At 68.2% G+C, this 26,091-nt stretch carries 29 protein-coding genes; 13 read left to right on the top strand and 16 right to left on the bottom strand.

Annotated elements, in window-relative coordinates; all coding sequences use genetic code 11:
• Positions 1 to 5 precede the first annotated feature (5 nt).
• Positions 6 to 557: a nucleoside/nucleotide kinase family protein gene (locus EV379_RS07350; protein ID WP_130505562.1), complete on the bottom strand. Its 552-nt coding sequence runs from the start codon at positions 555 to 557 to the stop codon at positions 6 to 8.
• A gap of 34 nt (positions 558 to 591) precedes the next feature.
• Positions 592 to 1,302, bottom strand: coding sequence for a beta-ketoacyl-ACP reductase (locus tag EV379_RS07345; protein WP_130505561.1), 711 nt, complete (start codon positions 1,300 to 1,302; stop codon positions 592 to 594).
• 103 nt (positions 1,303 to 1,405) lie between these two features.
• Between EV379_RS07345 and EV379_RS07340 the strand changes: the two genes are divergently transcribed.
• Genes EV379_RS07340 through EV379_RS07325 form a run of 4 tightly spaced genes read left to right on the top strand, consistent with a single transcriptional unit; the run spans position 1,406 to position 3,286 of the window.
• Positions 1,406 to 1,678, top strand: a complete 273-nt coding sequence (locus EV379_RS07340) for a DUF3099 domain-containing protein (protein WP_130505560.1) — start codon at positions 1,406 to 1,408, stop codon at positions 1,676 to 1,678.
• Positions 1,671 to 1,907: a hypothetical protein gene (locus EV379_RS07335; RefSeq protein ID WP_207226208.1), complete on the top strand. Its 237-nt coding sequence runs from the start codon at positions 1,671 to 1,673 to the stop codon at positions 1,905 to 1,907. Before EV379_RS07340 ends, EV379_RS07335 begins: the two co-directional genes overlap by 8 nt.
• Positions 1,904 to 2,749, top strand: coding sequence for an SURF1 family cytochrome oxidase biogenesis protein (locus EV379_RS07330; protein WP_130505559.1), 846 nt, complete (start codon positions 1,904 to 1,906; stop codon positions 2,747 to 2,749). Before EV379_RS07335 ends, EV379_RS07330 begins: the two co-directional genes overlap by 4 nt.
• Before the next feature lie 24 nt (positions 2,750 to 2,773).
• Complete coding sequence (locus EV379_RS07325; protein WP_130505558.1) at positions 2,774 to 3,286, top strand: GNAT family N-acetyltransferase; 513 nt, start codon at positions 2,774 to 2,776, stop codon at positions 3,284 to 3,286.
• A gap of 14 nt (positions 3,287 to 3,300) precedes the next feature.
• Here the strand turns inward: EV379_RS07325 and EV379_RS07320 are convergent, their stop codons facing one another.
• Complete coding sequence (locus EV379_RS07320; RefSeq protein WP_130505557.1) at positions 3,301 to 4,899, bottom strand: ABC-F family ATP-binding cassette domain-containing protein; 1,599 nt, start codon at positions 4,897 to 4,899, stop codon at positions 3,301 to 3,303.
• Between the two features lie 136 nt (positions 4,900 to 5,035).
• On the opposite strand from EV379_RS07320, the gene EV379_RS07315 reads away from it, so the two are divergent.
• Genes EV379_RS07315 through EV379_RS07305 form a run of 3 tightly spaced genes read left to right on the top strand, consistent with a single transcriptional unit; the run spans position 5,036 to position 7,802 of the window.
• A complete protein-coding gene (locus EV379_RS07315) occupies positions 5,036 to 6,145 on the top strand; it encodes a winged helix DNA-binding domain-containing protein (protein ID WP_130505556.1) in 1,110 nt (369 codons plus the stop codon).
• A 15-nt stretch (positions 6,146 to 6,160) separates the two neighbouring features.
• Positions 6,161 to 7,189 carry an FUSC family protein gene (locus EV379_RS07310; protein WP_341273526.1) on the top strand — a complete coding sequence of 343 codons (1,029 nt, stop codon included), beginning with the start codon at positions 6,161 to 6,163 and terminating at the stop codon, positions 7,187 to 7,189.
• Entirely contained in the window at positions 7,182 to 7,802 is a 621-nt protein-coding gene (locus EV379_RS07305) for a TMEM175 family protein (RefSeq protein WP_165397316.1), read from the top strand. Before EV379_RS07310 ends, EV379_RS07305 begins: the two co-directional genes overlap by 8 nt.
• 21 nt (positions 7,803 to 7,823) lie before the next feature.
• On the opposite strand, the gene EV379_RS07300 is transcribed toward EV379_RS07305, so the two are convergent.
• From EV379_RS07300 to EV379_RS07290, 3 genes are all read right to left on the bottom strand, one after another.
• Positions 7,824 to 8,759 (bottom strand): endonuclease/exonuclease/phosphatase family protein, encoded by a 936-nt coding sequence (locus EV379_RS07300; protein ID WP_165397315.1) that lies wholly within the window; start codon positions 8,757 to 8,759, stop codon positions 7,824 to 7,826.
• A gap of 83 nt (positions 8,760 to 8,842) precedes the next feature.
• The gene (locus EV379_RS07295; RefSeq protein ID WP_130505552.1) at positions 8,843 to 9,403 is read right to left on the bottom strand and encodes a YceI family protein; all 561 of its coding nucleotides are present in this window, start codon (positions 9,401 to 9,403) and stop codon (positions 8,843 to 8,845) included.
• A gap of 97 nt (positions 9,404 to 9,500) precedes the next feature.
• Positions 9,501 to 10,718 (bottom strand): glycoside hydrolase family 3 N-terminal domain-containing protein, encoded by a 1,218-nt coding sequence (locus EV379_RS07290; RefSeq protein WP_130505551.1) that lies wholly within the window; start codon positions 10,716 to 10,718, stop codon positions 9,501 to 9,503.
• 56 nt (positions 10,719 to 10,774) lie between these two features.
• Between EV379_RS07290 and EV379_RS07285 the strand changes: the two genes are divergently transcribed.
• The gene (locus tag EV379_RS07285; protein ID WP_130505550.1) at positions 10,775 to 11,587 is read left to right on the top strand and encodes an oxygenase MpaB family protein; all 813 of its coding nucleotides are present in this window, start codon (positions 10,775 to 10,777) and stop codon (positions 11,585 to 11,587) included.
• Entirely contained in the window at positions 11,584 to 12,660 is a 1,077-nt protein-coding gene (locus EV379_RS07280; RefSeq protein ID WP_242616278.1) for an NAD(P)H-dependent flavin oxidoreductase, read from the top strand. The genes EV379_RS07285 and EV379_RS07280 overlap by 4 nt, the downstream gene beginning before the upstream one ends.
• Before the next feature lie 8 nt (positions 12,661 to 12,668).
• On the opposite strand, the gene EV379_RS07275 is transcribed toward EV379_RS07280, so the two are convergent.
• Positions 12,669 to 13,208, bottom strand: coding sequence for a hypothetical protein (locus EV379_RS07275; protein ID WP_130505549.1), 540 nt, complete (start codon positions 13,206 to 13,208; stop codon positions 12,669 to 12,671).
• 141 nt (positions 13,209 to 13,349) lie between these two features.
• Between EV379_RS07275 and EV379_RS07270 the strand changes: the two genes are divergently transcribed.
• On the top strand, positions 13,350 to 14,102 hold the full coding sequence (locus EV379_RS07270; protein ID WP_130505548.1) for a hypothetical protein: 753 nt from the start codon (positions 13,350 to 13,352) through the stop codon (positions 14,100 to 14,102).
• Here the strand turns inward: EV379_RS07270 and EV379_RS07265 are convergent.
• Both EV379_RS07265 and EV379_RS17380 read right to left on the bottom strand, forming a co-directional pair.
• Positions 14,077 to 15,075, bottom strand: a complete 999-nt coding sequence (locus tag EV379_RS07265; RefSeq protein WP_242616277.1) for an MFS transporter — start codon at positions 15,073 to 15,075, stop codon at positions 14,077 to 14,079. The two genes, EV379_RS07270 and EV379_RS07265, sit on opposite strands and share 26 nt — an antisense overlap.
• A complete protein-coding gene (locus EV379_RS17380) occupies positions 15,051 to 15,323 on the bottom strand; it encodes a hypothetical protein (protein ID WP_242616276.1) in 273 nt (90 codons plus the stop codon). Before EV379_RS17380 ends, EV379_RS07265 begins: the two co-directional genes overlap by 25 nt.
• A gap of 73 nt (positions 15,324 to 15,396) precedes the next feature.
• Here EV379_RS17380 and EV379_RS07260 point away from each other — a divergent pair, with 73 nt between their 5' ends.
• A complete protein-coding gene (locus EV379_RS07260; protein WP_130505547.1) occupies positions 15,397 to 16,077 on the top strand; it encodes a GntR family transcriptional regulator in 681 nt (226 codons plus the stop codon).
• Here EV379_RS07260 and EV379_RS07255 read toward each other — a convergent pair.
• The 6 genes from EV379_RS07255 to EV379_RS07230 form a co-directional block, all read right to left on the bottom strand.
• Positions 16,074 to 18,119 carry an ABC transporter ATP-binding protein gene (locus EV379_RS07255; RefSeq protein WP_130505546.1) on the bottom strand — a complete coding sequence of 682 codons (2,046 nt, stop codon included), beginning with the start codon at positions 18,117 to 18,119 and terminating at the stop codon, positions 16,074 to 16,076. The genes EV379_RS07260 and EV379_RS07255 overlap by 4 nt on opposite strands.
• Before the next feature lie 2 nt (positions 18,120 to 18,121).
• Positions 18,122 to 19,858 (bottom strand): ABC transporter ATP-binding protein, encoded by a 1,737-nt coding sequence (locus EV379_RS07250; protein WP_130505545.1) that lies wholly within the window; start codon positions 19,856 to 19,858, stop codon positions 18,122 to 18,124.
• A 75-nt stretch (positions 19,859 to 19,933) separates the two neighbouring features.
• On the bottom strand, positions 19,934 to 20,782 hold the full coding sequence (locus EV379_RS07245; protein ID WP_130505544.1) for an endo alpha-1,4 polygalactosaminidase: 849 nt from the start codon (positions 20,780 to 20,782) through the stop codon (positions 19,934 to 19,936).
• Positions 20,783 to 21,337 (bottom strand): DUF305 domain-containing protein, encoded by a 555-nt coding sequence (locus EV379_RS07240; RefSeq protein ID WP_130505543.1) that lies wholly within the window; start codon positions 21,335 to 21,337, stop codon positions 20,783 to 20,785.
• Positions 21,338 to 21,356: 19 nt separating this feature from the next.
• Positions 21,357 to 21,848, bottom strand: coding sequence for a MepB family protein (locus tag EV379_RS07235; RefSeq protein ID WP_242616275.1), 492 nt, complete (start codon positions 21,846 to 21,848; stop codon positions 21,357 to 21,359).
• Positions 21,849 to 21,854: 6 nt separating this feature from the next.
• A complete protein-coding gene (locus tag EV379_RS07230) occupies positions 21,855 to 22,472 on the bottom strand; it encodes a TetR family transcriptional regulator C-terminal domain-containing protein (protein ID WP_207226207.1) in 618 nt (205 codons plus the stop codon).
• A gap of 74 nt (positions 22,473 to 22,546) precedes the next feature.
• Here EV379_RS07230 and EV379_RS07225 point away from each other — a divergent pair, with 74 nt between their 5' ends.
• Together EV379_RS07225 and EV379_RS07220 are read left to right on the top strand one after the other, a co-directional pair.
• A complete protein-coding gene (locus EV379_RS07225) occupies positions 22,547 to 23,578 on the top strand; it encodes an agmatine deiminase family protein (protein WP_130505541.1) in 1,032 nt (343 codons plus the stop codon).
• A complete protein-coding gene (locus EV379_RS07220) occupies positions 23,575 to 25,329 on the top strand; it encodes an amidase (protein WP_130505540.1) in 1,755 nt (584 codons plus the stop codon). Before EV379_RS07225 ends, EV379_RS07220 begins: the two co-directional genes overlap by 4 nt.
• Here EV379_RS07220 and EV379_RS07215 read toward each other — a convergent pair.
• Positions 25,298 to 26,089: an enoyl-CoA hydratase/isomerase family protein gene (locus EV379_RS07215; protein ID WP_130505539.1), complete on the bottom strand. Its 792-nt coding sequence runs from the start codon at positions 26,087 to 26,089 to the stop codon at positions 25,298 to 25,300. The two genes, EV379_RS07220 and EV379_RS07215, sit on opposite strands and share 32 nt — an antisense overlap.
• Positions 26,090 to 26,091 lie beyond the last annotated feature (2 nt).

The raw sequence follows: 26,091 nt of genomic DNA, 5'->3' as shown, positions 1-26,091 counted from the left end.
AGGGCTCAGTCGGTTTTTCGGATGGCCAGAGCCTCGAGAGCTGACAGTCGGCGGTCCCGGTCGCCCGTGATCTCGGCGACCTTCAGGCGCTGGCCGATGAGGTCGGAGTCGCCGAGGAGATCGAGCAGGATGTCGTTCATCATGTCTCGGAGCTCCAGGTGCTCGTCGATGCCGGCCTCGATGGAGTCGATCGCGGTGAGCGGCAGCACCACGAGCAGGTCAACGTGGCTCAGCGCCTCCCGAGTGATCTCTGTCGAGCGCTCGAGGAGCTGACGGGAGCTGGATGCTCCTGTCAGCTCCTCGAGAGCCAGCAGATACGCGAGAAAGTCGATGGGGCCACGCTCGGCGATGAGGTTCTCGGGCAACTCGAGTGGATCGAGTCGATCGGCCGAGATCCGAAGCTGCGCGGCGAACGAGGCGGCGTTCGGGCTGTCCCACATCTCATCCACGAGATCGAACGGATCGGGCAGCACAGCGAATTCCGGGTGGCGAAGCGCGAAATCCGCAACCAATGTGCTCTTTCCGCTCGCGTGGGTCCCTGAGACGACGATCCGCATATCGCGACCCTACGGCACCGAACGCTTCGGTCGTCTAGTGGCCCATCCCGAGGCCGCCGTCTACCGGGATGACCGCACCGGAGATGTACGCGGCCTCGTCGCTGCCGACCCAGGCAACGACCTTGGCGACCTCGTTCGGAGTGGCGAAACGGCCGGCCGGGATGTTCTTCTTGTACTCGGCCTGCTGCTCGGCGGGGAGCGCTGCGGTCATGTCGGTCTCGATGAAGCCGGGCGCGACGACGTTCGCCGTGATGCCGCGGGCACCGAGCTCGCGCGTGATGGAACGGGCCATGCCGACGAGGGCGGCCTTGGACGCGGAGTAGTTGACCTGGCCGGGGCCGCCGTAGAGCCCGACGACGCTGGAGATCAGCACGATCCGGCCGTAGCGGGCCTTGAGCATGCCCTTGGACGCCCGCTTCACCACGCGGAACGCGCCGGTGAGGTTCGTGTCGATGACGTCGACGAAGTCGTCCTCGCTCATACGCATGAGCAGCGTGTCGCGGGTGATGCCGGCGTTGGCCACGAGCACCTCGACCGGGCCGAGCTCTGCCTCGATCGCGGTGAATGCGGCGTCGATCGACGCGGCATCCGTCACATCGGCCTGCACGGTGAAGGATCCTGCAGGACCCTCCCCTGAGCGGGCGGTCACGGCGACGCGGTGGCCTTGCGCCACGAACTCCTCGGCGATGGCGAAACCGATGCCCCGGTTCCCTCCGGTGACGAGTACTGTGCGGGGCGTGGTCATGGTGTGGTCCAATCGGGCAGTGCTGGCGAGGCGAACGGGCAAATCTGACCCAGTTTAGAGCGTCTTCGCCACCCCTCAGGAGACGTAGGCTTAAGGCATAGCCATGAAGCACGAATCCATCACGTCACTTCCCGTCTCCCCTGAGGTGGAGCGGCGCAACCGCATGCTCAAATACACGCTTGCGATGGGGATTCGTGTGCTCTGCGTGCTCTCCATGCTGTTTCTGAAAGGCTGGTGGCTGCTGCTGCCCGCAATCGGAGCCGTGGTGCTGCCGTACTTCGCCGTCGTCATTGCCAATGTGCCGTCGAAGGCGAAGTCGTCGAACCTACTGCGCCCCGGCGCAATCGAAAGGGCCTGGAAGCGCAAGAATGACTGACCTCATCGGGATGGGCCTCCTCGGCGGAGCGCTGCCCCGCGAAGCCTGTTCGCGCGCCGCGTGCTCAGCGGATGCGCGGTGGCGAATCGATTGGCGCAACCCGCGCATCCACACGGGCGAACGGTTCAAGACTTGGTTGGCCTGCGACGAGCATGTCGACTATCTGCGCGACTTCCTCGCAGCCAGGGAGTTCCCCCTCACCGTGAGCGCGCTGGAGGACGCCTCGTGAGCGGCTGGCGCTTCCTGCTCAGCAAACGGTGGGCCGGCTACCTGGCCCTCACCGTGCTCTTCGCGGTCGTCTGCGTCTTCCTCGGGAACTGGCAGCTCGCCAGGCGGGCAGAGGCGCAGGCGGAGATCCAGCGGGTCGACAACAACTGGTCGGCCGAACCGGTTCCACTGGCGGAGGCGCTGCCCACGCTCGACAGCTTCGATGAGTCGCAGAAGTGGCTCCCCGTCGTCATGGAGGGTGAGTACATCCAGGAGGACGAGCTGCTCGTGCGCACCCGCCCCCGTGCCGGGATGCCCGGTTTCGAGGTGCTCACTCCCCTGCAGCTGGCCGACGGCACCGTCTTCATCGTGAACCGCGGCTGGTTGCCGACCGGTTCTGCTCAGGATGCCCCGGATGTCGTGCCATCCGCCCCGGATGGCACCGTCACCATCGTCGCCAGGCTCAAGGCCGGAGAGCCATCGCTGGCCGGCCGCAGCTCCAGCGGCAACCAGATCTCGACGATTCAGCTCCACGAGGTCTCCGAACGGCTGGGAACCGACAACTACACCGGCGCATACGGCTTGATGATCTCGGAGACCCCGGAGGCGATCGATCCGCGCCCCCTCGCCGTGATCAAGCCGCCACGCGACGAGGGGCCCCACCTCTCCTACGCCTTCCAGTGGTACGTGTTCGCGATCATGGCCTTCATCGGCCTGGGGTGGGCGGCGCGCCAGGAGTTCCGTGCTGTCAACATCGACGACCCGGCCGAGCGCAAGCGCGCGGCAGCACGAGCCACGAAGCAGTCGCTCAAGACGCGAAGCGACTCCGAGATCGAAGACGAGATCCTCGACAACGCCCGGTAGCCGAGCTGCTGCAAGGATGGAGCCATGCTCATCGATCTCGTACTGCCGACAAGCCTCGAGACCCGTGCGGGAGACGTCACCATGCGGCGGGCGACCGCGGGCGATCTCGACGCACTGATGACACTGCTCTCCGATGACCCGATCAGCAGTTCGCGTGGCGACATCGCCCACGTTGACGACCGTGGCGCGTACCTGGCCGCGCTGGAGCAGATCGTCCAGGATGCCGCGAACGAGCTGCTCGTGGTCGTCGATGGAGCGGATGTGCCCATAGCGACCATGCAACTGACGCGGATCCCCGGAATGGCGCGGCGGGGTTCGACGCGCCTGCTCGTCGAGGCCGTGCGGGTGAACAGCGCGCTGCGCTCCTCCGGAATCGGCGGGGCCATGATGCGCTGGGTCACCGACGTGGCCGCGCCGACGCTCGGTTCAAGCCTGGTGCAGCTCACCTCGGATGCCGCGAGGACCGACGCGCATCGCTTCTACGAGCGCCTCGGTTTCGTCGGCTCCCACGTGGGGTTCAAGTACCCCGTCGTCTAGCTCGGCCCGGCCTGTCAGGCCAGGGCGATGAGGTCCGCGTAGTCCTTGTTCCAGTGGTCCTCGACGCCGTCGGGCAGGATCAGCACGCGCTCCGGGTTCAGCGCCTCGACGGCGCCGGGGTCGTGGCTGACGAGGACGACGGCGCCCTCGAAGTGCGCGAGCGCATCGAGGATCTCGAGTCGGCTAGCGGGGTCGAGGTTGTTCGTGGGCTCGTCGAGCAGAAGCACGTTGGCGCCGGAGACGACGATCATGGCCAGGGCCAGACGGGTCTTCTCGCCACCGGAGAGCACGCCCGCCTTCTTGTGGCCGTCGTCGCCGGTGAACAGGAACGAGCCCAGCACTTTGCGCGCCTCGGTCTCGGTGATGTTCGGCGAGGAGGAGACCATGTTCTCGAGCACGGTGCGGCCCACGTCGATCGTCTCGTGCTCCTGCGCGAAGTAGCCGATGCGCAGGCCGTGGCCGGGAACAAGCGAGCCGGTGTCCGGCTGGTCGGCGCCGCCGAGGATGCGCAGCAGCGTCGTCTTTCCGGCACCGTTCAGGCCGATGATGACGACCTTGGAGCCGCGGTCGATGGCCAGGTCGACGGCCGTGAAGATCTCGAGTGAACCGTAGCTCTTGCTGAGGTTCTCGGCCATCAGCGGCGTCTTGCCGCAGGGGGCGGGGGTCGGGAACCGGAGCTTTGCGACGCGGTCGGCGACGCGCACCTCGTCGAGGCCGGCGAGCAGCTTCTCGGCGCGGGCGACCATCTGGTGCGCCGCCGCGGCCTTGGACGCCTTGGCGCCGAAGCGGGCGGCCTGCATCTGCAGAACGCCGGCCTTCTTCTCGGCGTTGGAGCGCTCCTTCTTGCGGCGCTCCTCGTCGGCGGCGCGCTGACGCTGGTAGTTCTTCCAGTTCATGTTGTAGGTGTCGATGACCATGCGGTTGGCGTCCAGGTAGAACACGCGGTTCACGGTCTCGCCGACGAGCTCGATGTCGTGGGTGATGACGATGAAGCCGCCCTTGTAGTTCTTCAGGAACTCGCGCAACCAGACGACGGAATCGGCGTCGAGGTGGTTGGTCGGCTCATCGAGGATCATGGTGCCGGCATCCGAGAACAGGATGCGGGCAAGCTCGATGCGGCGGCGCTGACCACCGGAGAGGGTCTTGAGAGGCTGCTCGAGGATGCGGTCGGGCAGGTTCAGGTTGCTCGCGATCGACGCGGCCTCCGCCTCGGCCGCGTAGCCGCCGAGCGCCTGGAAGCGGTCGGTGAGGTTGCCGTACTTCTTCATGCCGGCCGCGGCCACGGCCTCGTCGCTGCTGCCCATGTCAAGCGTCGCCTGCTGCATCTCGAGCACGATGGTGCCAAGACCGCGGGCGTCGAGGATGCGGGTGCGCGCCATCATCTCCGGGTCACCGGAGCGAGGGTCCTGCGGCAGGTAGCCGATCTCGCCGCTGCGCTCGATGGTGCCGCCTGTTGGCAGGGTCTCCCCCGCGAGTGTCTTGGTCAGCGTGGTCTTGCCTGCACCGTTGCGACCGACCAGACCGATCTTGTCACCGGCGGATACGCGAAAATTCACGTTCTCCATGAGCACGCGCGCTCCGACGCGAATCTCGAGGTCTTGAACGCTCAGCACGGCGCATCCATTTCTGTAGGTGACAGCAACTGTCAAAGAGTGTGGGGGTTGGCGCGCGGTCATCCGAAAAGCGGCGCAACGCACCATTCTACCGAAGCTCACCCTGCACAAGTGCCCGATGCAGAATACTGGGGTGATGGCACGGCTCACCGCACAGCGCGAACTCGCACTCCTGCGGGCCAGGGCGCAGGGCCTGTTCCCCGCGGATGCCACGAGGCCAGCCGCCGTCCCCGACCGTCTGCTCGCGCTCCAGGGGCAGGATCTCGCGGCCGCGAAGTGGGCGATCGGCGCCCGCTGCCCCGGTGCGACCGTTGCGTCGATCGACGCGGCGATCGACTCCGGAGAGCTGGTGCGCTCCTGGCCGATGCGCGGAACGCTGCACTTTGTTCCAGGGCAGGACCTCGGGTGGATGCTGCAGTGCACGACCGAGCGTCTGCTGCGCCAGGCCAGGCCGACGCACGAGCGGCAGGGTCTGACGAGTGCGGTGTACGAGCGGGCACGGGAACTGGCCGTCGAGGCGCTCCACGGAGGCCACAGCCTCACCCGCGACGAGTTCCAGGCACTGCTGGAGCGCAACGGCATCGCGACAGCCGACGGCCGCGGCTACCACCTGATCTGGTACCTCGCGCAGACGGGAACGCTCTGTTGGGGGCCGACGGCCGGCAACGCGCAGGCCCTGGTGCTGCTGGACGAGTGGGTCCCCGAGCCCAGGCGGCTCGAGCGGGACGAGGCGCTGGCCGAGTTCCTGCTGCGGTACATCCGCGGCCACGGTCCGGCGACCCTGCAGGACTTCGTCTGGTGGAGCAAGGTGACCATGGCGGAGGCGAAGCGTGGGCTCGCGATCGCGCGCCCGCTGCTGGCCGAGCGGCGTTTCGCGGAGACCAGCTACTGGGTCGCGGCCGAGGCGGACGGCGCTGTCGCCGACGCGGCCGAACGGCGTCGCTTCGCGGCATCCGTCTGGCTGCTGCCGGCATTCGACGAGTACTTCCTCGGCTACCGGGACAGGGAGGTCGCCGCCGACATCGAGCACCACGGGCGCATCGTGCCGGGCAAGAACGGCGTGTTCCAGCCGATCATCGTCGCCGGCGGCCGTGTCGTCGGAACGTGGAAGAGGCGGGCAGTTGCCGGCTCCAGGCTGCACGTCACGGCCGAGCCCTTCACCGAGCTGAGCGCGGGGCAGCTGGCCGGCATCCGACGTGATGGACGCAGATACGCGCGCTTTCTCGGGCTCACCCTGCAGGACTAGCCTGAGGGGGTGCGAATGACTTCTCGCATCCAGGCCCCGAGCCGGGTGCCCCTGCTGCAGGTGACGAAGGTGGCATTCGCCTCCGTGCTCGCCTGGCTGATCGCGCAGTTGCTGTTGCCGACCGACATGCCGATCTTCGCCGCGATCGCCGCGCTGCTGGTCGTGCAACCGAGCGTCAACCAGACACTCGGGCGCGCCATCGAGCGCTCCGTCGGGGTCATCGCAGGCGTCATTGTCGCCACCGTCATCGCCCAGCTGTTCGGCGAGAGCGAGTGGATCATCCTGACGAGCATCGTCGTGGCGATCTTCATCGGCTGGGCGTTGCGGCTCACACCGGCATCCGCCAACCAGATTCCCATCAGCGCGATGCTCGTGCTGGCGCTCGGCACGACGACGCCAGGCTATGCGGCCGAGCGGATCATCGAGACCCTGATCGGCGCGACGATCGGCTTCATCGTGACGATCAGCATTGCCCCGCCCGTGCTGCTCGCGCCGGCCAAGGAGAGCGTCGCGGCCCTCGGCCGCGAGGTGGCAGCGACGATCGATCGGCTCGCGGTCGCGCTCGAAAAACCGCTGCGCCCCGCTGAGCTCGAGGAGCTGCTGCTCAACGCGCGTCTGCTCCGCCCGATGCAGGCGAAGGCGGCCGACGCCGTGAAGCAGGGCAGGGAGAGCCTCGCCTTCAACCCGCGCCGCTCGCGGCTCGGCAGTGCGGTCGAGGCGGAGGCCGCACTGCTCGATCGGCTCTCTCCCCTGGTCAACCGCGTGCTCGGCATGACCAGGGCGGTGCGTGACCACTACGACGACAGCCTCAGGCAGGAACCAACGGTGCGCGCGATCTCCGTCGAGCTGAAACGCGCGGCCCACGATCTGCTGCTACTGGTCGACGCGAGCGGCGACACCGTCGCGGCGCACGACGACACCGTGGAGCCGCCCGCACTGACCGCGCCCCTCGTGATCGCGACACCGCATCCGGAGCACTGGATCCTCATCGGATCGTTGATGGAGGATCTGCGGCGGGTTCGTGAGGAGATCGTCGGTGACTGATCAGCCGCGACTGCTCTCACCCCGACGCCTGGAGGCGTTCTCCGACGGGGTGTTCGCGATCGCGGCGACGCTCCTGGTCCTCGACCTCTCGGTCGACCACCTCGGTTCCATCAGTAACAACGACCAGCTGTGGCATGCACTCGGCGCCATCTCGGAGAGTGTGCTCAGTTTCGTCATCAGCTTCCTGCTGCTGTGCATGTTGTGGATGGTGCACACGCGTCAGTTCGAGTACGTCAAGCGTGTCGATGACCCCGTGCTCTGGCTCAACTCCCTGCGCCTGCTCGGTGTCGTGCTCATCCCGTTCACGACGAGCGTGAACGCCGACTTCAGCGAGCTCCTGCTCGGGCGCCTGGTGCTGCCGCTGAATTTCCTCTGGGTGTTGCTCTTCGACTGGGCGCTGTGGCGCTATGTGACGACGTCGCCGCGCGGCCTGCTCGGCGACATGTCGGATGACGAGGTGCGGGCGAGCAGCAGGAGGGCGCTCGGCGCGGTCGTCACCGGCCTCGTCGTGGTTCTGCTGGCACCCTTCATCGGCTCGTGGGCATTCCTCGCCTTCGCGGTCGTTCCGCCCCTGGACGCGGCGATCCGCGGCCGCAGACGTCGGCGGCGATGATCCGACGTCCCGCGCCCCGCGTCAGAGCGCGAAGCTGGTGAGCACGGCGAGGTGGTCGCTCTCCCCCGCCTCCATGACGGAGCTTTCGAGCGCCTCCAGCCCGTGCTGGAAGATGTGGTCGATGCGAGCAAGCGGCATCCCGCTCGGCCAGGTGAAACCGAGCGATGCCGTTGTGCGGTTCGGCTCAGAGACGCTCTGCTGCAGCGCCCGTAGTGCTGGGTCGGTGCTCGTGGCGTTGAAATCGCCCATGACCAAGACCCGCTCGTTCTCGTCGCGCTCGACGATCGCGGCCAGCTCGGTGAGCATCCCGTCCCTGTCGCTCTGGGCGCCTGGCCGCAGCGAGGCGGCGTGCACGACGTAGACGCTGACCAGGCCGGACGGGGTCTCCAGGTCGGCGGCCAGAGCACGGTTCCAGCCGAGGTCGAGCTCGAGCGGTTGTTCGTTGACGACCGGGTACCGGCTCCAGAGCCCGACGGTGCCGACGGCGTAGGAGTACGGGTGGGATTCGTTCAGGGCATCGGCGGCGGCCTCACGGGCGGCGCCGTCGAGTTCCTCGAGTGCGATCACGTCGGCGCCGGCATCGGCCAGGGCGAGAGCGGATTCCGCGGCCGTTCCGGATCCCGCCTGCACGTTCTGGCTCGCGACCGTGAGAGTCTCTGGCTGGACATCGGCGGAGGCCGGCGCCGCCAGAGGGAGAAACAGCGGTCCGACCACGGCCAGCCAGGCGAGCAGCGGCAGACCGGCGATCAGCCACGCCCGCCGACGACGGGTCAACAGCGCCGCGATGACGAGCACGGGAACCAGCAGCACCAGCCACGGCAGCGCCGTTGCGATCGCGGTGCCGACCGCTCCGGGGATCAGCGGGTGGGCGACGAATGCGATGGCCAGCAGCACCGCGACAACGGCGATCAGGCGCGCTGCGATGCGCGCGCCGGGGGCCGTGCGGGTCTGTGCCATATCGTCCATCCTGAGCGAGCGTGCATGTGAGAAGACCGAGAGGGCCGTGGCATCAGCCACGGCCCTCTCGGCGCAACGGTGTATTACGCCTGCAGCGCCGCCTGGAGCTCGAGCGAGATCGTGACGGTGTCGCCGAGCAGCATGCCGCCGGTCTCGAGTGCTGCGTTGTAGGTGAGGCCGAAGTCCTCACGGTTGACGACCGTCTTGGCCGTCGCGCCGCCCTTGTAGTTGCCGTAGGGGTCGCCGCCGAAGCCGCCGAAGTCGAACTCGAAGGTGACCGGCTTGGTGACGCCCTTCATCGTGAGGTCGCCATCAACGAGGAACTCGCCCTTGACGACGCGCACGCCGGTCGACACGAAGTCGATCGTCGGGTAGGTCTCGGCCTCGAAGAAGTCGCCAGTGCGCAGGTGACCGTCGCGGTTCGGCTCGTTCGTGTTGATCGAGGCGACCTCGGCGGATGCCGTCACCGTGGAGTCGAGGGGGTTCTCGCCCGTGACGAAGGTCGCGTTGAAGCGCTCGAACTTGCCCTTGACCTTGCTGATCATCAGGTGGCGGATGCTGAATCCGACCTCGCTGTGGGTGGGGTCAATGATCCAGGTTCCCGCACGGTATCCGGGAATGGTGGTGTCGAGCGTTGCAGTCATGTGGCTACTTTCTACGTGGTTGAGGGCCGATTCCACGGCCGTGATACATGCAAACGCATTGTCTTTCGCGGGTATTCCGTGTTGCCGAAAGTTTTTCTCAGGCAGTTTCGCGCAGGCGGAGCGCCGCGAGGGCGTCGGCGTCGATCTGTTCGGCCGAGATGTGGCCGGAGCGCACGGCATCCGCGACGCCCCGGATGACGGCATCGATGTCGACCCCGATCGTGGCCGGATCGGCCGGCAGCGTGTACAGCACGATGCTGGTGCCTGCTGCGAAGGCCGCGATCACGTTCTGCACCGGGTCGGCGTAGCGCGGGTCGCCGGAATCCTGCAGCATGCGCATGTCATCGGAGATGCAGAGCCCTGTGAAGCCGAGCTGTTCACGCAGGATGTGGTGCCAGGCGGAGGAGAGGCTCGCCGGCTGGGCGTCGATGGCGGGGAACGCCAGGTGCCCGAACATCACGAAGTCTGCGCCCGCATCGATTCCGGCGCGGAACGGTGGCGCCTCCTGACGCGTCCAGTCGAGGTAGCGCATCTCACTGCTCGGGATGCCGACATGTGAGTCGCCAGGGGCGGCTCCGTGGCCTGGGAAGTGCTTGATCGTGCTGAGCACGCGGTCGCCCTCGCCGGTGACGGCCGCGGCGACCCGCGCGCTGGAGGCCGCGGCATCGCCGCCGAGCGAGCGGCCGTAGATGAACGACGACGGGTCGGCGCTGACGTCGGCGACGACCCCGAAATTGAGGGAGATGCCGGCGTCGGCCAACATGGTCGACCGCGCCTGGAAGGCCTGTTCCGTCGCCTCGACCGGGAGCCCGCGGAGCTGATCGGCGCCCGGCGCCGGGTCCGGCCCGACCCGCACGACCTCACCGCCCTCCTGGTCGATGCCGATGAACGGGGGAATCTCGTCATCACCGCGAATCGTCGCCGTCATGGCGGCGAGAGCGGCCGTGTCGGTCGCCTCCGTTCCGCCCGGGATGTTGGCGCCCATGAGGATCACCCCGCCGAGGCCGTAGCGGTCGATGAATGCCCGCTGCGCCGCCCCGTCCGTTCCCGGCGTGTGCAGGATGAGCAGGCTGGCGATCTTCTGCTCAAGCGTCATCGTGGCGAGGGCGGTCTCCGCCGGATCGGGCTCCGCGCTGGGGCTCGGCTCGACGCTCGGTTCGGTGGCGGCCGGCGATGGCCGCTCCGCGGATGGCCCGATGCCGGTCATGCAGCCGGAGACGCCAAGCAGCAGGGCCGGGGCGAGCAGCACCGCCGCGAGGCGCCTGATCCGGTTTCTCGGGGTGCTGCCGGATCGGGCCTGTGATGCGCTGCTCATTGTGAGGAGTGTAGCTCGCTGGTCTGACGCTCAGCCGGGAGGAGTAGCGTGCTGCTGTGACGACACCCACTCAGCTTCCCCTTCGCCTGAGCGACGTGGCCGGTGAAGCCGCCCTGCTCGGAGGCGGCGGAGCCGCGATCCTGCTGCAGCTCGCACACCCGGCGGTCGCACGCGGCGTGGCCAGACACAGCGACTTCGTCGAGCGGCCACTCGACCGCCTCTTCGGCACCCTTGACTACGTGTACACGGTCGCATTCGGTGATGAGGAGATGGTCGCGGCCGTCGTGCGTCGGGTGAACAGGGCCCATGGCCCCGTTCACGGCAAGCGCGAAGAGCCCGCGTACAACGCCGTCGACCCCGAACTGCAGTTGTGGGTGGCGGCGACGCTGTACTACGCGGCGATGCAGGTGCAGGATCGCCTGCTCGGCACTCTCGACGACGCCTCGGCCGAGGCGGTGTACCTCGACTATGCCGCGCTCGGGGCGCGATTGCAGATGCCGGCTGAGCTCTGGCCGGCCGACCGCGAGCAGTTCGAGCTCTACTGGAAGCGCATGCTCGCCCAGCTGGAGCCGAGTCACGAGAGCCGCACCGTTGTCCAGGCGTTGCTGCATCCGCGCACCGTTCCCCTCGCCGCACGCGCCGCGATGCCCCTGGTTCGGCTGGTCAGCACGGGGCTCCTGCCACCAACGGTCCGTGCGATGCACGGCCTGCAGTGGGATGCCAGACGACAGCTGCGCTTCGATCGGGTGTTCCGGCTCACCCGCTTCGTCTACCCCCGGCTGCCCCGGAACGTTCGGGTGTGGCCGCGTGAGCGCTCGCTGGCGCGGGTGCGACGGGCGATGGCCGAGCCGCGGGGCGGCCGACGGTGACCGGCGCATGGCGGGACACCGCTCTGACGCGGGCACTCGGCATCGAGCTGCCGATTGCGCTCGGCGCCTTCGGCGGGCTGTCGTCGGTGCCACTCACCGCCGCCGTCAGCAACGCCGGAGGGCTCGGCAGCTTCGGCCTCTACGGCTATGACGCTGAGCGCATCCGGTCGACGGCACGGGCGCTGCGCGAGCAGACGGGGCGCCCATTCGCATTGAACCTCTGGCTGCCGCACGGGGACCAGATTCCGCCGGTGGACGACGACGACTTCCGTGCGTGGGTTGCACCGTTGGAACCGTTCTTCGTCGAACTCGGACTCGCGCTGCCGACCCGGCCCCAGCGCTACCTTCCCGACTTCGATGAGCAGTTCGATGCGCTCCTCGACGCTCGGCCGGCTGTGGCCAGTTTCGTGTTCGGTGTCCCGTCAGAGCAACAGATCGATCGGCTGCATTCGGCAGGAACCAGCGTGCTCGGAACGGCGACGACCGTTGCGGAAGGTCGCGCGCTCGCAGCGGCAGGCGTTGACGCCGTCATTGCGAGCGGATTCGAGGCCGGCGGTCACCGTGTGTCGTTCCTGGCCGAGCCGGAGGACTCGCTCATCGGGCTCTTCGCCCTGCTGCCGCAGCTCGTCGACGCCGTCGACGTTCCGGTGGTCGCGACCGGTGGCATCGCCGATGCCCGCGGGGTCGCGGCCGCGCTGACGCTGGGGGCATCCGCGGCGCAGCTGGGCACGGCGTTCCTGGTGTGCGCCGAATCGGCGATCTCCGATGCGCATCGTTCGCGCATCCTCGGTGCGGATGCCGAGAGCACGGTGCTCACGCGGGCGTTCAGCGGGCGGCTCGCCCGCGGGATCCCCAATCGCATGCTCAGGGAGCTCGAATCCACGGGCACCCCGCTGGCGCCCTTCCCCGTGCAGAACTGGCTGACGGCACCGGTGAAGGCCGAGGCGGCGCGGCGCGGAGATTCCGAGCTCATGTCACTCTGGGCCGGGCAAGCTGCCGCGCTCGTGCGCCGGCGGGGTGCGGCAGAGCTGGTGGATGCGCTCGCGCGCGGCACCGATGCTCTCGTGCCCTGACGGCCGGGTCAGAAGAAGTCGGCGTCGACCCCGGCTGCCCGTTCGACATCACCGGTCGAGATGCGGGCGGCGTCCAGCTTCACCTTGGCCACGCGGAGCGCTGACTCCAGCTGGGCTGCCCACACATCGGATTCGCGGGCGGCGGCCTCGGCCGCGGCGACGCGCTCGATGGCTGCCTCGCGCTCGCGCTGCGCGGCACGCACCTGTTGCATACTGAGCGTGATGCCGTAGTAGGCGGCGACGATGGACGCGATCGGCGTTGCGATCACGGCGAGGGCGGCGACCGTGGCGCTCGTCGGGCTGAAGATCGCCAACAGACCGAACGCGAAGAACAGCGCGACGACGCCAACGATGACAACCAGCATGAGTCGGATGTTCTGGTCGGCGGTGAGGCGCGGTTTGGGCTCCGTGCGCTCCTCGGACGGCTCCGACGATTCGGACTGCTCGGCCTGCGGGTACACCCCCGTCATTGCAAGCGTCTCTGGCTGCGCGGCGTTCTCTGACCACACTGCTGCGGTGTCGCGTTGGATCTCGTGCGGATCGCTCATCATTGGCCTTTCGCCGAGTGACACCGTTCGCGCCACGTGCCCATTGTGCGGTGACCCCCGTTCGGGGTCAAGCGCACACGCCGAGAGGCGGGTGTCGGTGGTGGGGCGTATGGTGCTGGCAGATTCGAAGGGAGCGAGAAGATGGTCGCCGTGCGATTCCGTTGCGGGCACGGAGCAGCCGCCGCTGACCACGGCGTGCTCACGCTGCAACGCGCGTGCCCGCTCTGCATGCTGATCGCCGAAACACAGCGTTCTCGCGAGGAACTCCTGCGCAAGGTCATCGCGCCGGAGCGTGAGGCGCTGGCCGGGGAGACCCGGGTCGGCGCGGAGTACAGCTGGGTATGCCCCCGCGGCCATGACCGCTATCGGGCAACCGTGCTGGCCGTGCTCAGCGGGCCGAGCTGCGCCAAGTGCATTCGGAACGCAGCGACCGTGTCACCGGAGGCCGGTGTCGCGTCGATGAATCCCGGGCTGCGCACCCGCACTTCGCTCACGGAGCAACGGCTGCGCATGCTGCTCGCCGAACGCATCACGCTCCCCCACGGCGTCAATACGATCCGCCTGGCGCGCATGTTCTATGGCAAGCAGGAGGCCTGGCCGGACATCGTGATCCCGGCGCTGCGAATCGCCGTCGAATACGACGATCCCGGGCGCAGTCGGCGAGCCCATCGCGGCCTCAAAGCAGCATCCGATCGGGAGAAGGACGATGCCCTGGCGGAAGTCGGATGGGAGGTGATCCGCATCCGCGCCGGCGGTCTGGAATCACTCGGCGCCAACAGCGTCGTCTGTGCGACCCTCAACGCGGCTGCCGTCGACGCGGTCATCGTCAGGATGCGTGAGATCCGCGGGGACGCCGCCGTGGAGGCGATCAGCGTGCCACGGCCACAGCAGTAGCCGGCACAGCACCGATGGCGTCGTGATCTCGGCGCGGCACGAGCGGGATGGCGAACACAGGGGCGACTGCCACAGCCGCGAAGGCGAGCGGAAAGCCGATCAGCCCGATCAGCCCGCCCACCACCGGCCCCACCGCCGTCGCCGCGATGTACTGCCCGGTGTTGTGGATGCCGAATGCGCGACCGGCCCAGGAACTGCCTGCCCCCTCCGCCACCGAGGTGAAGGTGAGCCCGTTGTCGGCGACCGTGATGGTCGACGCGATGACCAGCATCATGGCGACCACGAGAGCCGCGTCGGGCAGCCAGGCGGCGACGCTGCCGAGCAACACCATCGCGACCGCCGCGGCCACGGCAACCACGCGGAGCAGCCACACCCTGCTTCTCGCCCTGTCGCTGACGGCGCCGAGCGCGATGCGCCCCATCGCCCCGACGAACTGGGCGACGGCGATCGCGACGCCGGCGGCCAGCGGGGTCCATTCGAGGTCAGACACCAACCAGACCAGGCCGAACGTCGTCAGGGTGAACTGAGGCACGACGAGCAGCAGTGCGACAGCGTGGATGCGCCAGAGGAAGCCGCTGGCCCGATACGGAGACACCGGCAATGGCGCCGCGGCAGCACTCACCACGCTCGCACGCGGCGGGTTCACGATTCCGAACCAGCAGGCGACCGCGAGAACCGTGAGCAGCAGAAGGGGCGGCAGCACGGCGGTGGCAATGCCCCCGCCGGCCGCGAGGGTCGGCACCGTCAACGCGGCGACGGTGACGCCGAGCGGCTGCGCGATCTGGCGCACGCCCATGGCGAATCCACGACGATCCCGATCGAACCAGCCGACCACGACACGCCCACTCGCCGCATTCGTGCTCGCCGCGGCCATACCGCAGAACACGAACATCACACCGAGCATCTGCACGCTCCCACTCAGCATCACGCCCGCCGTGGCCACCGCGGTCAGCGCGAGGCCGAGCGCCAACACGATCCGCTCGCCGAATCGGTCGGCAAGCGCCCCCAGGCGACGAGCGTGAGCACCAGGCCGAGCGTCGGGGCGGTGGCCAGCGCACCCGCGTTGGCGAGGCTCAGACCGAATTCAGCCTGCAGCCGGGGAATGAGGAATGCCGGAACGCTGACGATGATCGTGCCGGAGGTCTGCGCCGCGACCCCGAGCGCCAGCATGCGCCATGGCCGCACGCGCCTCGTGCCGCCGTGCGCCGACTGTGTGGCCATGCGATCCCACTTCCCCTTGGTATACCAATTAGGTATACCATTAACGGGACGACGCGAAATACGAGGGAAGACGATGACCCAGACGGACCAGATCTACGCACAGCTGCGTCAGGCGATTCTCACCCTCGAGCTGCCGCCCGGCTCCCCCGTGACCGAACGGGAGCTCGAGAGCGAGTTCGGCGCATCGCGGACACCGGTGCGTGCCGCCCTCCTTCGCCTCGACACGGAGGGCCTCGTGCGCCGGCAGGGCCGCGGCTTCATCGTCGCCCCGCTCGACCTCGACGAGGTCAGGATGCTGGCCGAACTCCGTGAGGCAATCGAGACGGCCGCGGTGCGGCTGGCCGTCGTCCGCGCTACCAACGACGACATCGCCGCCCTGCGTCAGCTCGTCGAGGACGAGCACTCCGGCTCTGAGGCAGACAGGGTGCTGAATGCGAGCAGCGCGTTTCACGCCCAGCTCACCCAGCTCTCGGGCAACACACTCATGGCTGACGCCATCGGCGGCGCGATGGCCAGGCTCGCGCGCACCCGCTGGCTGGAGACGCAGAGCAGCCAATCGCGTGAGAACGCCTGGCGCGAGCACCTCGAGGTGATCGAAGCGCTCGAGGCTCGGGACGCCGACAGGGCGGCCGCCCTCGCGGGAGCGCACATCCGGGGCACGACCGAACGGCTCGTCGCGCTGCTCAACGATGAACGTCAACGCTTGCGGGGCGCCGGCATGGCGATCGTCGGCCGCGACGCGGTCGGCTCCTAGACCGGCTCCCCCGCGGGCTCCGGTACGCCATCTGCCTCTGATGCCTCAGACTCGCCGCCAAGGAACTGCGCCTGATAGAGGGTGAAGTAGGCGCCGCGCGCGGCGAGCAGCTGCTCGTGGTTGCCCTGCTCGACGATGCTGCCATGCTCCATGACGAGGATCGTGTCTGCGTCCCGAATCGTCGAGAGGCGGTGGGCGATCACGAAGGAGGTTCGGTCGGAGCGGAGAACCGCCATGGCCTGCTGCACGAGCAGTTCCGTGCGCGTGTCGACAGATGATGTCGCCTCGTCGAGGATCAGCAGCGATGGGTTGGCGATGAAGGCGCGCGCGATCGTGATGAGCTGCCGCTCACCGGCCGAGACACTGCCGCCGTCGGCATCCAGAACCGTGTCGTAGCCGTTCGGCAGCTGCCGCACGAAGCGGTCGACCATCGTCGCCTTCGCGGCGGCAACCACCTCGTCGTCGCCGGCGTCGAGACGGCCGTAGCGGATGTTCTCGCGGATGGTGCCCTCGAACAGCCATGCATCCTGCAACACCATTCCGACCTGGGAGCGCAGCTCCGCCCTGGACAGGGTGTGCACATCGACGCCGTCGAGCAGGATGCGCCCGCCGGTGAGTTCGTAGAAGCGCATCACGAGGTTCACGAGGGTGGTCTTGCCCGCGCCCGTCGGCCCCACGATCGCGACCGTGTGGCCGGGCTCGGCCGAGAAGGAGAGATCGGCGATCAGCGGCACATCGGCGCTGTAGCTGAAGGACACGTGCTCGAACTCGACGTGACCGTCGGTCGGCTCTGGAAGCTCGGCGGTCGCCGCGTCGGCCTCCTGCTCGTCGGCGTCGAGCAGCTCGAAGGTGCGCTCGGCCGAGGCCACACCGGACTGCAGCATGTTGGCCAGGCTTGCCATCTCGCTGATCGGCTGGGTGAACTCGCGCGAGTACTGGATGAACGCCGTGGCATCACCGAGCGTCATCTGCCCGGATGCCACGCGCAGCCCGCCCGCGACGGCGATCATCACGTACGAGAGGTAGGAGACGAAGGTCATCGCCGGCATGATCATGCCTGAGACGAACTGGGCACCGAATGAGGCCGCGTAGAGCTTCTCGTTGCGGCTGTCGAACTCCTCGAGCATCTCCTTGTCTCGGCCGAATGCCCGCACGATCTCCTGGCCGGAGAAGGTCTCCTCGATGTGCCCGTTCAGCGACCCGGTGTTCTTCCACTGTGCGGCGAAGAGCTTCTGGGAGCGCACACCGATCACCCCGGCGATGATGGCCGAGAGCGGCAGCGAGATCAGCGCGATCAGCGCCAGCTGCCACGACACGATGAACATCATCGCGGCGATGCCGACGACCATGAGCAGTGACTGCACGAGTTGCGAGAATGCCTGTTGCAGTGCGGCCTGCACGTTGTCGACATCGTTCGTGACGCGCGACATGAGATCGCCGCGCTGACGCGTGTCGAAGTAGCTCAGGGGCAGCCGGTTCAGCTTCTCCTCGATGTCCTGACGCAGCTTGTACACGATCCGCATGACGAGGCCGTTGAGGATGAAACCCTGCGCCCACATCAGGAACGAGGCGACGAGGTACAGGCCGAGAACGATGAAGATCAGGCGCGAGAGCTCGATGAAGTCGATGCCCTCACCGGGAACGACCGTTGTGCCCTGCAACATGTCGGCGAACTGATCGTTGCCCTCCGCCCGCAGCCCGGCGATGACGTCGTCGAGCGGCACACCGGCCGGCATCTGCGAGCCGAGCACGCCGTTGAAGATCACGTCCATCGCCTCGCCGAGCACCTTCGGGGCGATGACGGTGAAGATCACGGAGATGATCACCAGCAGCACAACGAAGGCCATCTTCACGCGCTCCGGCCGCAGGAGCCCGAGCAGGCGCTTGGCCGACGGCCAGAAGTGCTGCGCCTTCTTCGTCGGCGCGCCGCCGAACATGTCACCGTCGGCCTCGCTCGGTGTGTACTCGTACTCGAGCTCATCGATCACATCGGGTGTTGCCGGCGTTTCGGGGTTCTTCTTCTGTCGATCGCGCTTGGCCATGGTTACGCCACCTCCTCGACGCTGAGCTGGGATTGCACGATCTCGCGGTAGGTCTCGCTGCTCTCGAGCAGCTGGTCGTGGGTGCCGCGGCCGACGATGACGCCGTCGTTGACGACGAGGATCTGGTCGGCATCCGTGATCGTCGATACCCGCTGCGCGACGATGATCACGGTCGCGTCACCCGTTGCGTCGGCGAGTCCGGCGCGGAGGCGCGCATCGGTGGCGACATCGAGTGCCGAGAAGGAGTCGTCGAAGAGGTACACCCTCGGCTGGGCGACGAGGGCCCTCGCGATGCACAGGCGCTGCCTCTGGCCGCCAGAGACGTTCGTTCCGCCCTGCGCGACGACGGATGCCAGCCCCTTCTCCTTCTCGCGCACGAAATCCTCTCCCTGGGCGACGCGCAGCGCCTCCCAGAGCTCGGCGTCGTCGGCATCCACCCGGCCGAAGCGCAGGTTCGAGGCGATCGTGCCGGAGAACAGGTACGGCTTCTGGGACACCAGCCCGACGACGCTGGACAGCTGGGCTCGGCTCAGATCGTTGACATTGACACCGTCGATGAGCACCTCGCCCTGCTGCGGGTCGTAGAGCCGTGGAATGAGGTTGATCAACGTGGTCTTACCCGCGCCGGTGGAGCCGACGATCGCCGTCGTCTTGCCCGGTTCTGCGGTGAAGCTCACCCCGTCGAGAACGGGCCGCTCCGCACCGGGGTAACCGAAGGTGACGTTGCGGAACTCGACCGTGCCGCGGCGCGGAGTCGGCAGCTCGGGGCCGCTCGCCAGCCTCTGGCTGGATTCGGTCTCGAGCACCTCCTCGATGCGCTCGGCGCAGACGACGGCGCGCGGGATCATCATGACCATGAAAACGCCCATCATCACGGCCGTCAGAATCTGCAGGAGGTACTGCAGGAAGGCCGTGAGCGAGCCGATCTGCATCTCGCCGGCGTCGACGCGATGCCCGCCAAACCACAGCACCGCCGCCGTGGCCAGGTGCAGGATCATCATGATGATGGGGAACATCAGCACGAAGATGTTGCCGACCTTCACCGATACCCGGGTGAGCGACTCGTTGGCGCTGCGGTAGCGCTCCGATTCGAAGGGCTCGCGCACGAACGCGCGCACGACGCGGATGCCGATGATCTGCTCGCGCAGCACGCTGTTGATGCCGTCGATGCGGTCCTGCATCTGGCGGAACAACGGCATCAGCAGGTAGACGAGGATGCCGACGATGACGAAGAGCAGGGGAACGGACACCCAGAGCAACCAGGAGAGGCCTGGGTCCTCGCGGAGGGCCATGATGATGCCGCCGATGCACATGATCGGCGTCGCGACCATGAAGTTGAGCGTCATGAGCACGAGCATCTGCACCTGTTGCACGTCGTTCGTGCCGCGCGTGATCAGGGTTCCGCTTCCGAAGCGGTTGAGTTCCAGCGCACCGAGGGAGTCGACCTTGCGGTACACCCCGCGTCGGAGGTCGCGACCGATGGCCATGGCCGTGCGTGAGCCGAAGTAGATGCCGCCGATCGCGGTGAACACCTGCACGAGGCAGACCAGGAGCATGGTCATGCCGGTCGACCAGATGAAGTCGGTGTCGCCGGTTGCGATGCCGGTGTCGATGATCTGGGCGTTGAGGCTCGGCAGGTAGAGCGCAGCCATGGTCGAGATCAACTGCAGTACGACGACCGCTGCAATCCACGCCTTGTACGGTCTCGCATGCCGGAGCGCGAGGGAGAGCAGAACCACGAAGAGACCTCATAGTGTCGGCGAGCGAGGGACTTTTTCACCCTACAACGCGGCACCGACACGGGGCCATGGTCCTCAAGGACCATCCGGGCACTGCTCGTACGCGTAGCCGGCACCGCCGGGGGTCGAGAGCGGCCGGTCGCGCAGAATCGTCAGCGGGGCGCGATCATCCGCCGCGCACACGGCATCGAATCCAGTCGGCAGATTGTCCGTGTACTCGATCTGGAGCACGTGCTCGCCGTAGACGTCGCGGTAGGCGGCGCACTCACCGTATGCCGCGCAGCCCTCGGCCACGGCGAAGTCGAAGCCGATCTCCCGGTGTCCGGCGTCGGCCATCTCCGCCGCGTTCTTCTGCCCGATCGCCAGCCCATCATCGTGAGCGCGGTCCACGTACATGCCGGCCAGGGCGAGCACACCGGCGGGATCGATGCGGCCGCTCGCGGCATCCGTGAATCGGCTGGCGATGTCGAGGTTGTCGAGGTCGACCGCGTCGAATCCCTTCTCGGCACACTCGCTGATCAGCGGAGCGATGAAGCCGAAGATGGCGCGGCGCGAGGATTCGGATGACGGGTCGAGAATGTACTCGTCCGGCCAGTTCGGGTCGATGACGAACGCGCCGTCGGCGTCGCGCAGCAGAAGCTCGCCGCGCTCAGCCGTCCACAGCTCGGCGTCGCCCGGTTGGGTCTGGAAGCCGTTCACGTAGCAGACGTTGTACGCGCCTGGCAGCGGCTGTGCGGTCACATCACGCACGACGACGGCAGCGGGCGCGGCCGTATCGTATGCGCCACCCAACTGGTAGTCGAAGCCGCCGCTCGTCGGCGGCAGGCGGACGGTGGCCGCGGCATCCGGCGCCGCGGTGCAGCCGGTCAACGCGAGCACGCAGAGCGCCGCCACTACGATCAGTCTGGCGTGCATCTCGGTCATTCAGGAACCGAGCAGACGGTTCATCTCGGCGATCTCCGCCGTCTGCACGTCGATCATCTGCTGAGCCAGGGCTCGCAACTCGGCGTAGCCGCCGTTGTCGATCTGATCCTGCGTCATGGCGATCGCACCCTCGTGGTGGACGACCATCTCCTCGAGGAAGGTCTGCTCCGCCGCGGCACCGTCGAGGGCTCCGAGCGCGCTCATCCGCTCCGGCGTCACCATGCCGTTTGCGATGTGCTCTGAGTGCTGGCGGAGCAGCGGCTCCTGCCGCCACTCGGCCACCCAGCCGAGCATGGTGACGATCTCCTGCTGCTGCCCGCTGCGGATGCGCTCCGCGATCTCCCGGGTCTCCTCGCTCACCCCGTCGGCCGCCAGCACGATGTCGCTCATCTGCACAGCCTGCTCGTGGTGCGGAGTCATCATCGCCAGGAAGTGCAGATCGGTGTCGTTGGCCGAACCGGGTGTCGCCGATCCCGCTGCGCAGCCGCTCAGCAGCAGTGTCGTGGCCAGCGCGGTTCCGACGGCGAGAGTCGTGGACGATCGAAGAGTGGGCACGTTCCGAGACTAGGGCGGCTCAGGCTGGGAGATCGCTGATGGTCTCGAAGTAGCCCTGCTGCCACTGTTGGGTGCGTCGGGCCTGGGCGCTGGACGTCTCTGACCACGGCGGGTACAGCCGGAAGCCGCGCTTGCCGCCCTCTCCGGCGACGGAGAGGATGCCGTGCTCGCACAGTGCCCGCCGCGGAAAGGTGAACAGCCCGAGCTGGGCGTCGTCACGCACGATCACGAGCAGCAGCTCCGTGTCGCCCTCCGCCGCGAACGGCCTGGTCGTGCCGTCGTCGCCGCGCTCCCACACCGCGACGAAGAGCCCGACCTTGCGAGGTGTCACACGCCCGATCCGCAGCCGCGCGGTGAGTCCGTCGATGGTGAGGGTCTGCGCGCCGTAGTCGGCGTTCGTCGCGTCGGCGGACGGCTCAGAGCAGTCGCGATGTCTGGCACGCAGTGTGCGCATCACCGTCACAACATCGCTTGGCAGTCCGGAGCGGGGTGAGGCGTCGTGAATGGGCACAACAAGTCAGGCTAGCGCGAGCGAGCCGGGCCGCATCCGGAGCATGCCCTCGACTGCGCCGGCGATCAACGCCCCGCGTGGGCCGGGAAGAGCCCGGGTCACGAGCGCCTGCGCGTTCAGCCCGTCGATCATGCCGAGCAGCTGCCAGGCGACGGCAGCCGGGTCGTCCGTCACGAACTCCCCCGCCGCAACGCCGTCCTCGATCACGGCGGAGAACAGCTGCTCCCAGAGGTCCATCTGCCGACGGATGGCTTCGGCGAGCGCCGGATTGCGGCGCCCCATCGCCCAGCCCTCGACCCAGACGACCGTGACCTCGTCACTGCTTCCGTCCAGCAGGGTGAAGCACAGCGTGTGCAGGCGACGAGTCGGCGAGCCGTCAGCCACGCGCGCGCTGACGTCGTCGAGCTCCTGACCGGTGATGTGGGCGAAGGTCTCCGCAATCAGCGCATCCATGCCGTCGACGTAGTGGGCGACCAACGCGGAGGTGACACCGGCGTGTGCCGCAACGGAGCGCAGTGTGAGAGCCGAGAGCCCATTCTCGAGCGCGATCGCGCACGCGCTCCCCCGGATCTCGGCCGCGCGGGCGCCCGCAGACTTCCGCACCGCTCTGGCTGTGGACTCCATTGACATCGCTCCTCACTGTGTGTCACGATCCTCCTATTATTGACCATGCGGTAAATAAAGCAATGGAGCTTCCGATGAACTGGCGCATGCCCAGCGAAACCGACCGGCACGAACGCACCTGGATGGCATTCCCGTGCCCCGGTCCCGCACTGGGCAGCACGGAGGACAGCCGCGAGCTCACCTACCGGGCGTGGGCGGACGTCGCCAACCACATCGTCGATTTCGAGCCGGTGGCCATGCTCGTCGACCCGACAAAGCACGAGCGGGCCAGACGGATGCTGAGCGCGGCGGTCGAACTCTACGAGACACCGATCGACGAGTGCTGGATGCGCGACCACGGCCCGACATTCGTCGTCGACGACGCGAGCGGCACGCTCGGCGCGGTGGACTGGTCGTTCAACGGCTGGGGCGCCCCAGGCTGGGCGCGGTGGGAGCGGGCGAACAAGAACGCCGCATTCGTCGCTGAGCTCGTCGGCGCGACGCGGATCAGCTCGCTGCTCGTCAACGAGGGCGGCGGTATCCATGTGGACGGCGAGGGAACCGTGCTGCTGACGGAGACCGTGCAGCTGGACCCGCGTCGGAACCCGTGGGCCGACAAGGCCAGGGTGGAGGAGGAGCTGCGGCGCACCCTCGGGATCACCACGGCCGTGTGGCTCCCCCGCGGCCTCACCCGTGACTACGACGACTTCGGCACAAGCGGCCACGTCGACATCGTGGCGACGATCACGGCGCCGGGCGAGATCCTGCTGCACACGCAGACCAACCCGGAGCACCCGGACTTCGAGGTGAGCCGCGAACTCCACGCCGTCCTGTCAGCGGCGACGGATGCCGCGGGGCGGCCGTTCCGGATCACCGCGCTGCCAGCGCCAGAGATCCTCCGCGACGAGGAGGGCTTCGTCGACTACAGCTATGTCAACCACCTCGTGGTGAACGGCGGCGTCATCGCCTGCGGCTTCGGCGAGGACCGTGCGGACGCCCGGGCTCGCGAGATTCTCGAGGCCGCGTATCCCGGCCGCACGGCGCTGACCGTCGACGCGCGCGCGATCTTCGCCGACGGCGGCGGCATCCACTGCATCACCCAACAGCAGCCGGACGTTGCGCGATGACCAGCCCCACCGTGGGGAAAGGCGGCATTGTGGAAGCCGGCATTGACGAGCTCGCCGCCGCGCTCGCCGCGGGCGAGACGAGCGCCGTCGCCCTGCTCGACGCCTACCTGGCCCGCATCCGCGCATTCGACGCCCCAGGCACGGCGACCGCGCTGAACGCCTACGTGGTGATGAACCCCGACGCCCGTGCGGATGCCGAGGCGTCCGACGCGCGCCGGGCGCGCGGAGAGTCACGCGGCCCGTTGGACGGGATCCCGTACTCGGCGAAGGACAGCTACCTCGCCGCCGGCCTGACCGCGGCGGCGGGATCGCCCGCGTTCACCGCGCTCATCGCCCAGCAGGACGCATTCACCATCGAGCGCCTGCGCACGGCCGGTGCAGTGCTCATCGGGCTGACCAACATGCCCCCGATGGCCAACGGCGGCATGCAGCGCGGCGCATACGGCCGGGCGGAGAGCCCGTACAACGCCGCGTGGCTGACCGCGGCCTTCGGCTCCGGCTCGTCCAACGGCTCGGGAACGGCGACCGCGGCGTCGATGTGCGCCTTCGGCCTCGGCGAGGAGACGTGGTCAAGCGGGCGCGCCCCGGCCTCGAACAACGCGCTCTGCGCGTACACGCCGAGCCGAGGCATCATCTCGATGCGCGGCAACTGGCCGCTCGTGCCGACGATGGACGTCGTGGTTCCGCACACCCGCACGATGGCGGATCTGCTGCGCGTGCTCGACGTCATCGTGGCGGAGGACGGCGACACGCGCGGTGACTTCTGGCGGAGTCAGCCCTGGCTGGAGATCCCCCGGGTCGATGAGCATCGGCCCGCCTCCTACCCGTCACTCGCGCCGACAGATCTCGCGGCGGCCCAGGCGACCCTGCGTGGCACGCGTCTCGGCGTGCCCCGCATGTACATCAACGGCGACCAGGATGCCGGGACCGGGGAGCCAGGTGGCATCGGCGGCCCCACCGGGCAGCGCATCGAGACCCGGGCATCCGTCATCGAGCTGTGGGAGGCGGCCAGGCGCGACCTCGAAGCGGCGGGCGCCACCGTCGTCGAGGTCGATTTCCCGCTCGTCTCCAACTACGAGGGCGACCGCGCCGGCGCGCCGACCATCACGAACCGGGGCCTCGTGTCGCCGGAGTTCCTGCACACCGAGCTGAACGACCTCGCCGCGTGGGCGTGGAACGACTTCCTCGAGATGAACGGCGATCCGCGACTCTCCTCGCTGGCCGCTGTGGATGGCGAGCGGATCTTCCCCGCGCCTCCCGGTTCGCTCCCCGACCGCTATCAGGGCTTCGACGACGACATCGCGGATCTCCCCCGGATCGCCGCCGAGCGCCACTGGGCATCCGTCGAGGAGATCGAGGAGCTCGCCGACGGCATCCGCGGGCTTGAGCACACCAGAGCCATCGACTTCGACGCCTGGATGGCGTCGAACCGACTCGATGCCGTCGTGTTCCCGGCGGTTGCGGATGTCGGTCCTGCCGACATGGACGTGAATGAGGCGTCGGCGGATGCCGGCTGGAGGAACGGTGTCTGGGTGGCGAACGGGAATCTCGTGATTCGCCACTTCGGGATCCCGACGGTGACCGTCCCGATGGGGCTCATGCGCGACATCCGGATGCCGGTCGGTCTCACCTTCGCCGGTCTCCCCTACGACGATGTCGCGCTGCTGCGCCTCGCCGCGGCGTTCGAGCGCACCGCAGAGAGGCGGGTTGCTCCGCCGCTCAGCGCACCGCCGGCGCGGGCGCACCGGTGAACACGGGGCGCCGCTTCTCCTGGAAGGCCGCGAAGCCCTCGCGGTAGTCCTCGCTGGCGCAGAGCTCACCCTGGGCCGCGTTCTCGTCGGCGACGGACTCCCAGAGCCCGATCCGTTCGTCGCGCAGGCGGGCGACGAGTGCCTTGCTCGCCAGGAAGGCGCCCGTCGCGCCCGTCGCGACCCTGGCGACGCGCTCCCGGGTGAAGGCGAGCAGTTCCGCCTCGGGCACGACGCGGCTGAACAGGCCGGCGGCAACGGCCTCCGCTCCGCTCATCAGCTCGGCCGTGTAGATCAGGTCGAGTGTGCGGTGTGCGCCGAGCCGCTCGACGAAGAGGGCGTGGCCACCGGAGTCGAGCGTCGCCCCGAGATTCGCGAACGGCGAGCCGATCTTCGCGGTGTCAGCGACGTAGACGACATCCGTCGCGATGAGCAGTCCGAGTCCGACGCCGAGGCAGGCACCGTTCGCCGCGGCGAAGGTCGGTGCAGGGAAGGCGGCCAGGCGGCGGAGCAGCGGCGTGACCACCTCGTCCAGGTAGCCGCGGGCGTCATCCGTCGCCGGGTCGACGCCGGAGATGTCGCGGCCGGCGCAGAACGCCCTGCCCTCCCCGCGCAGCAACAGTGCCCGGACACCGGCAGCCTCCGCGGCATCCAGCGCGTCCGAGAGCCCCGTGATCGCAGCCTCGTCGACGGCGTTGAGTTTGGCCGGGTCGTTCAGGACGATCTCGGCGACGCCGCCTGAGATGCTGAGTTCAACGGGCATGA

Origin of the sequence: Microterricola gilva (assembly GCF_004217495.1) — a bacterium.
Taxonomy (GTDB): Bacteria; Actinomycetota; Actinomycetes; order Actinomycetales; family Microbacteriaceae; genus Microterricola; species Microterricola gilva.
Note: the sequence above shows the minus strand (reverse complement) of the source record. Positions and strands in the feature narration are given on the sequence as shown.

Bases quoted from the DNA above. Each gene is read 5' to 3' on its own strand.
- EV379_RS07350 (WP_130505562.1), bottom strand. From the start codon at position 557: ATGCGGATCGTCGTCTCAGGGACCCACGCGAGCGGAAAGAGCACATTG.
- EV379_RS07345 (WP_130505561.1), bottom strand. From the start codon at position 1,302: ATGACCACGCCCCGCACAGTACTCGTCACCGGAGGGAACCGGGGCATC.
- EV379_RS07340 (WP_130505560.1), top strand. From the start codon at position 1,406: ATGAAGCACGAATCCATCACGTCACTTCCCGTCTCCCCTGAGGTGGAG.
- EV379_RS07335 (WP_207226208.1), top strand. From the start codon at position 1,671: ATGACTGACCTCATCGGGATGGGCCTCCTCGGCGGAGCGCTGCCCCGC.
- EV379_RS07325 (WP_130505558.1), top strand. From the start codon at position 2,774: ATGCTCATCGATCTCGTACTGCCGACAAGCCTCGAGACCCGTGCGGGA.
- EV379_RS07315 (WP_130505556.1), top strand. From the start codon at position 5,036: ATGGCACGGCTCACCGCACAGCGCGAACTCGCACTCCTGCGGGCCAGG.
- EV379_RS07310 (WP_341273526.1), top strand. From the start codon at position 6,161: ATGACTTCTCGCATCCAGGCCCCGAGCCGGGTGCCCCTGCTGCAGGTG.
- EV379_RS07300 (WP_165397315.1), bottom strand. From the start codon at position 8,759: ATGGCACAGACCCGCACGGCCCCCGGCGCGCGCATCGCAGCGCGCCTG.
- EV379_RS07295 (WP_130505552.1), bottom strand. From the start codon at position 9,403: ATGACTGCAACGCTCGACACCACCATTCCCGGATACCGTGCGGGAACC.
- EV379_RS07290 (WP_130505551.1), bottom strand. From the start codon at position 10,718: ATGAGCAGCGCATCACAGGCCCGATCCGGCAGCACCCCGAGAAACCGG.
- EV379_RS07275 (WP_130505549.1), bottom strand. From the start codon at position 13,208: ATGAGCGATCCGCACGAGATCCAACGCGACACCGCAGCAGTGTGGTCA.
- EV379_RS07270 (WP_130505548.1), top strand. From the start codon at position 13,350: ATGGTCGCCGTGCGATTCCGTTGCGGGCACGGAGCAGCCGCCGCTGAC.
- EV379_RS17380 (WP_242616276.1), bottom strand. From the start codon at position 15,323: ATGGCCACACAGTCGGCGCACGGCGGCACGAGGCGCGTGCGGCCATGG.
- EV379_RS07260 (WP_130505547.1), top strand. From the start codon at position 15,397: ATGACCCAGACGGACCAGATCTACGCACAGCTGCGTCAGGCGATTCTC.
- EV379_RS07255 (WP_130505546.1), bottom strand. From the start codon at position 18,119: ATGGCCAAGCGCGATCGACAGAAGAAGAACCCCGAAACGCCGGCAACA.
- EV379_RS07245 (WP_130505544.1), bottom strand. From the start codon at position 20,782: ATGACCGAGATGCACGCCAGACTGATCGTAGTGGCGGCGCTCTGCGTG.
- EV379_RS07230 (WP_207226207.1), bottom strand. From the start codon at position 22,472: ATGGAGTCCACAGCCAGAGCGGTGCGGAAGTCTGCGGGCGCCCGCGCG.
- EV379_RS07225 (WP_130505541.1), top strand. From the start codon at position 22,547: ATGAACTGGCGCATGCCCAGCGAAACCGACCGGCACGAACGCACCTGG.
- EV379_RS07220 (WP_130505540.1), top strand. From the start codon at position 23,575: ATGACCAGCCCCACCGTGGGGAAAGGCGGCATTGTGGAAGCCGGCATT.
- EV379_RS07215 (WP_130505539.1), bottom strand. From the start codon at position 26,089: ATGCCCGTTGAACTCAGCATCTCAGGCGGCGTCGCCGAGATCGTCCTG.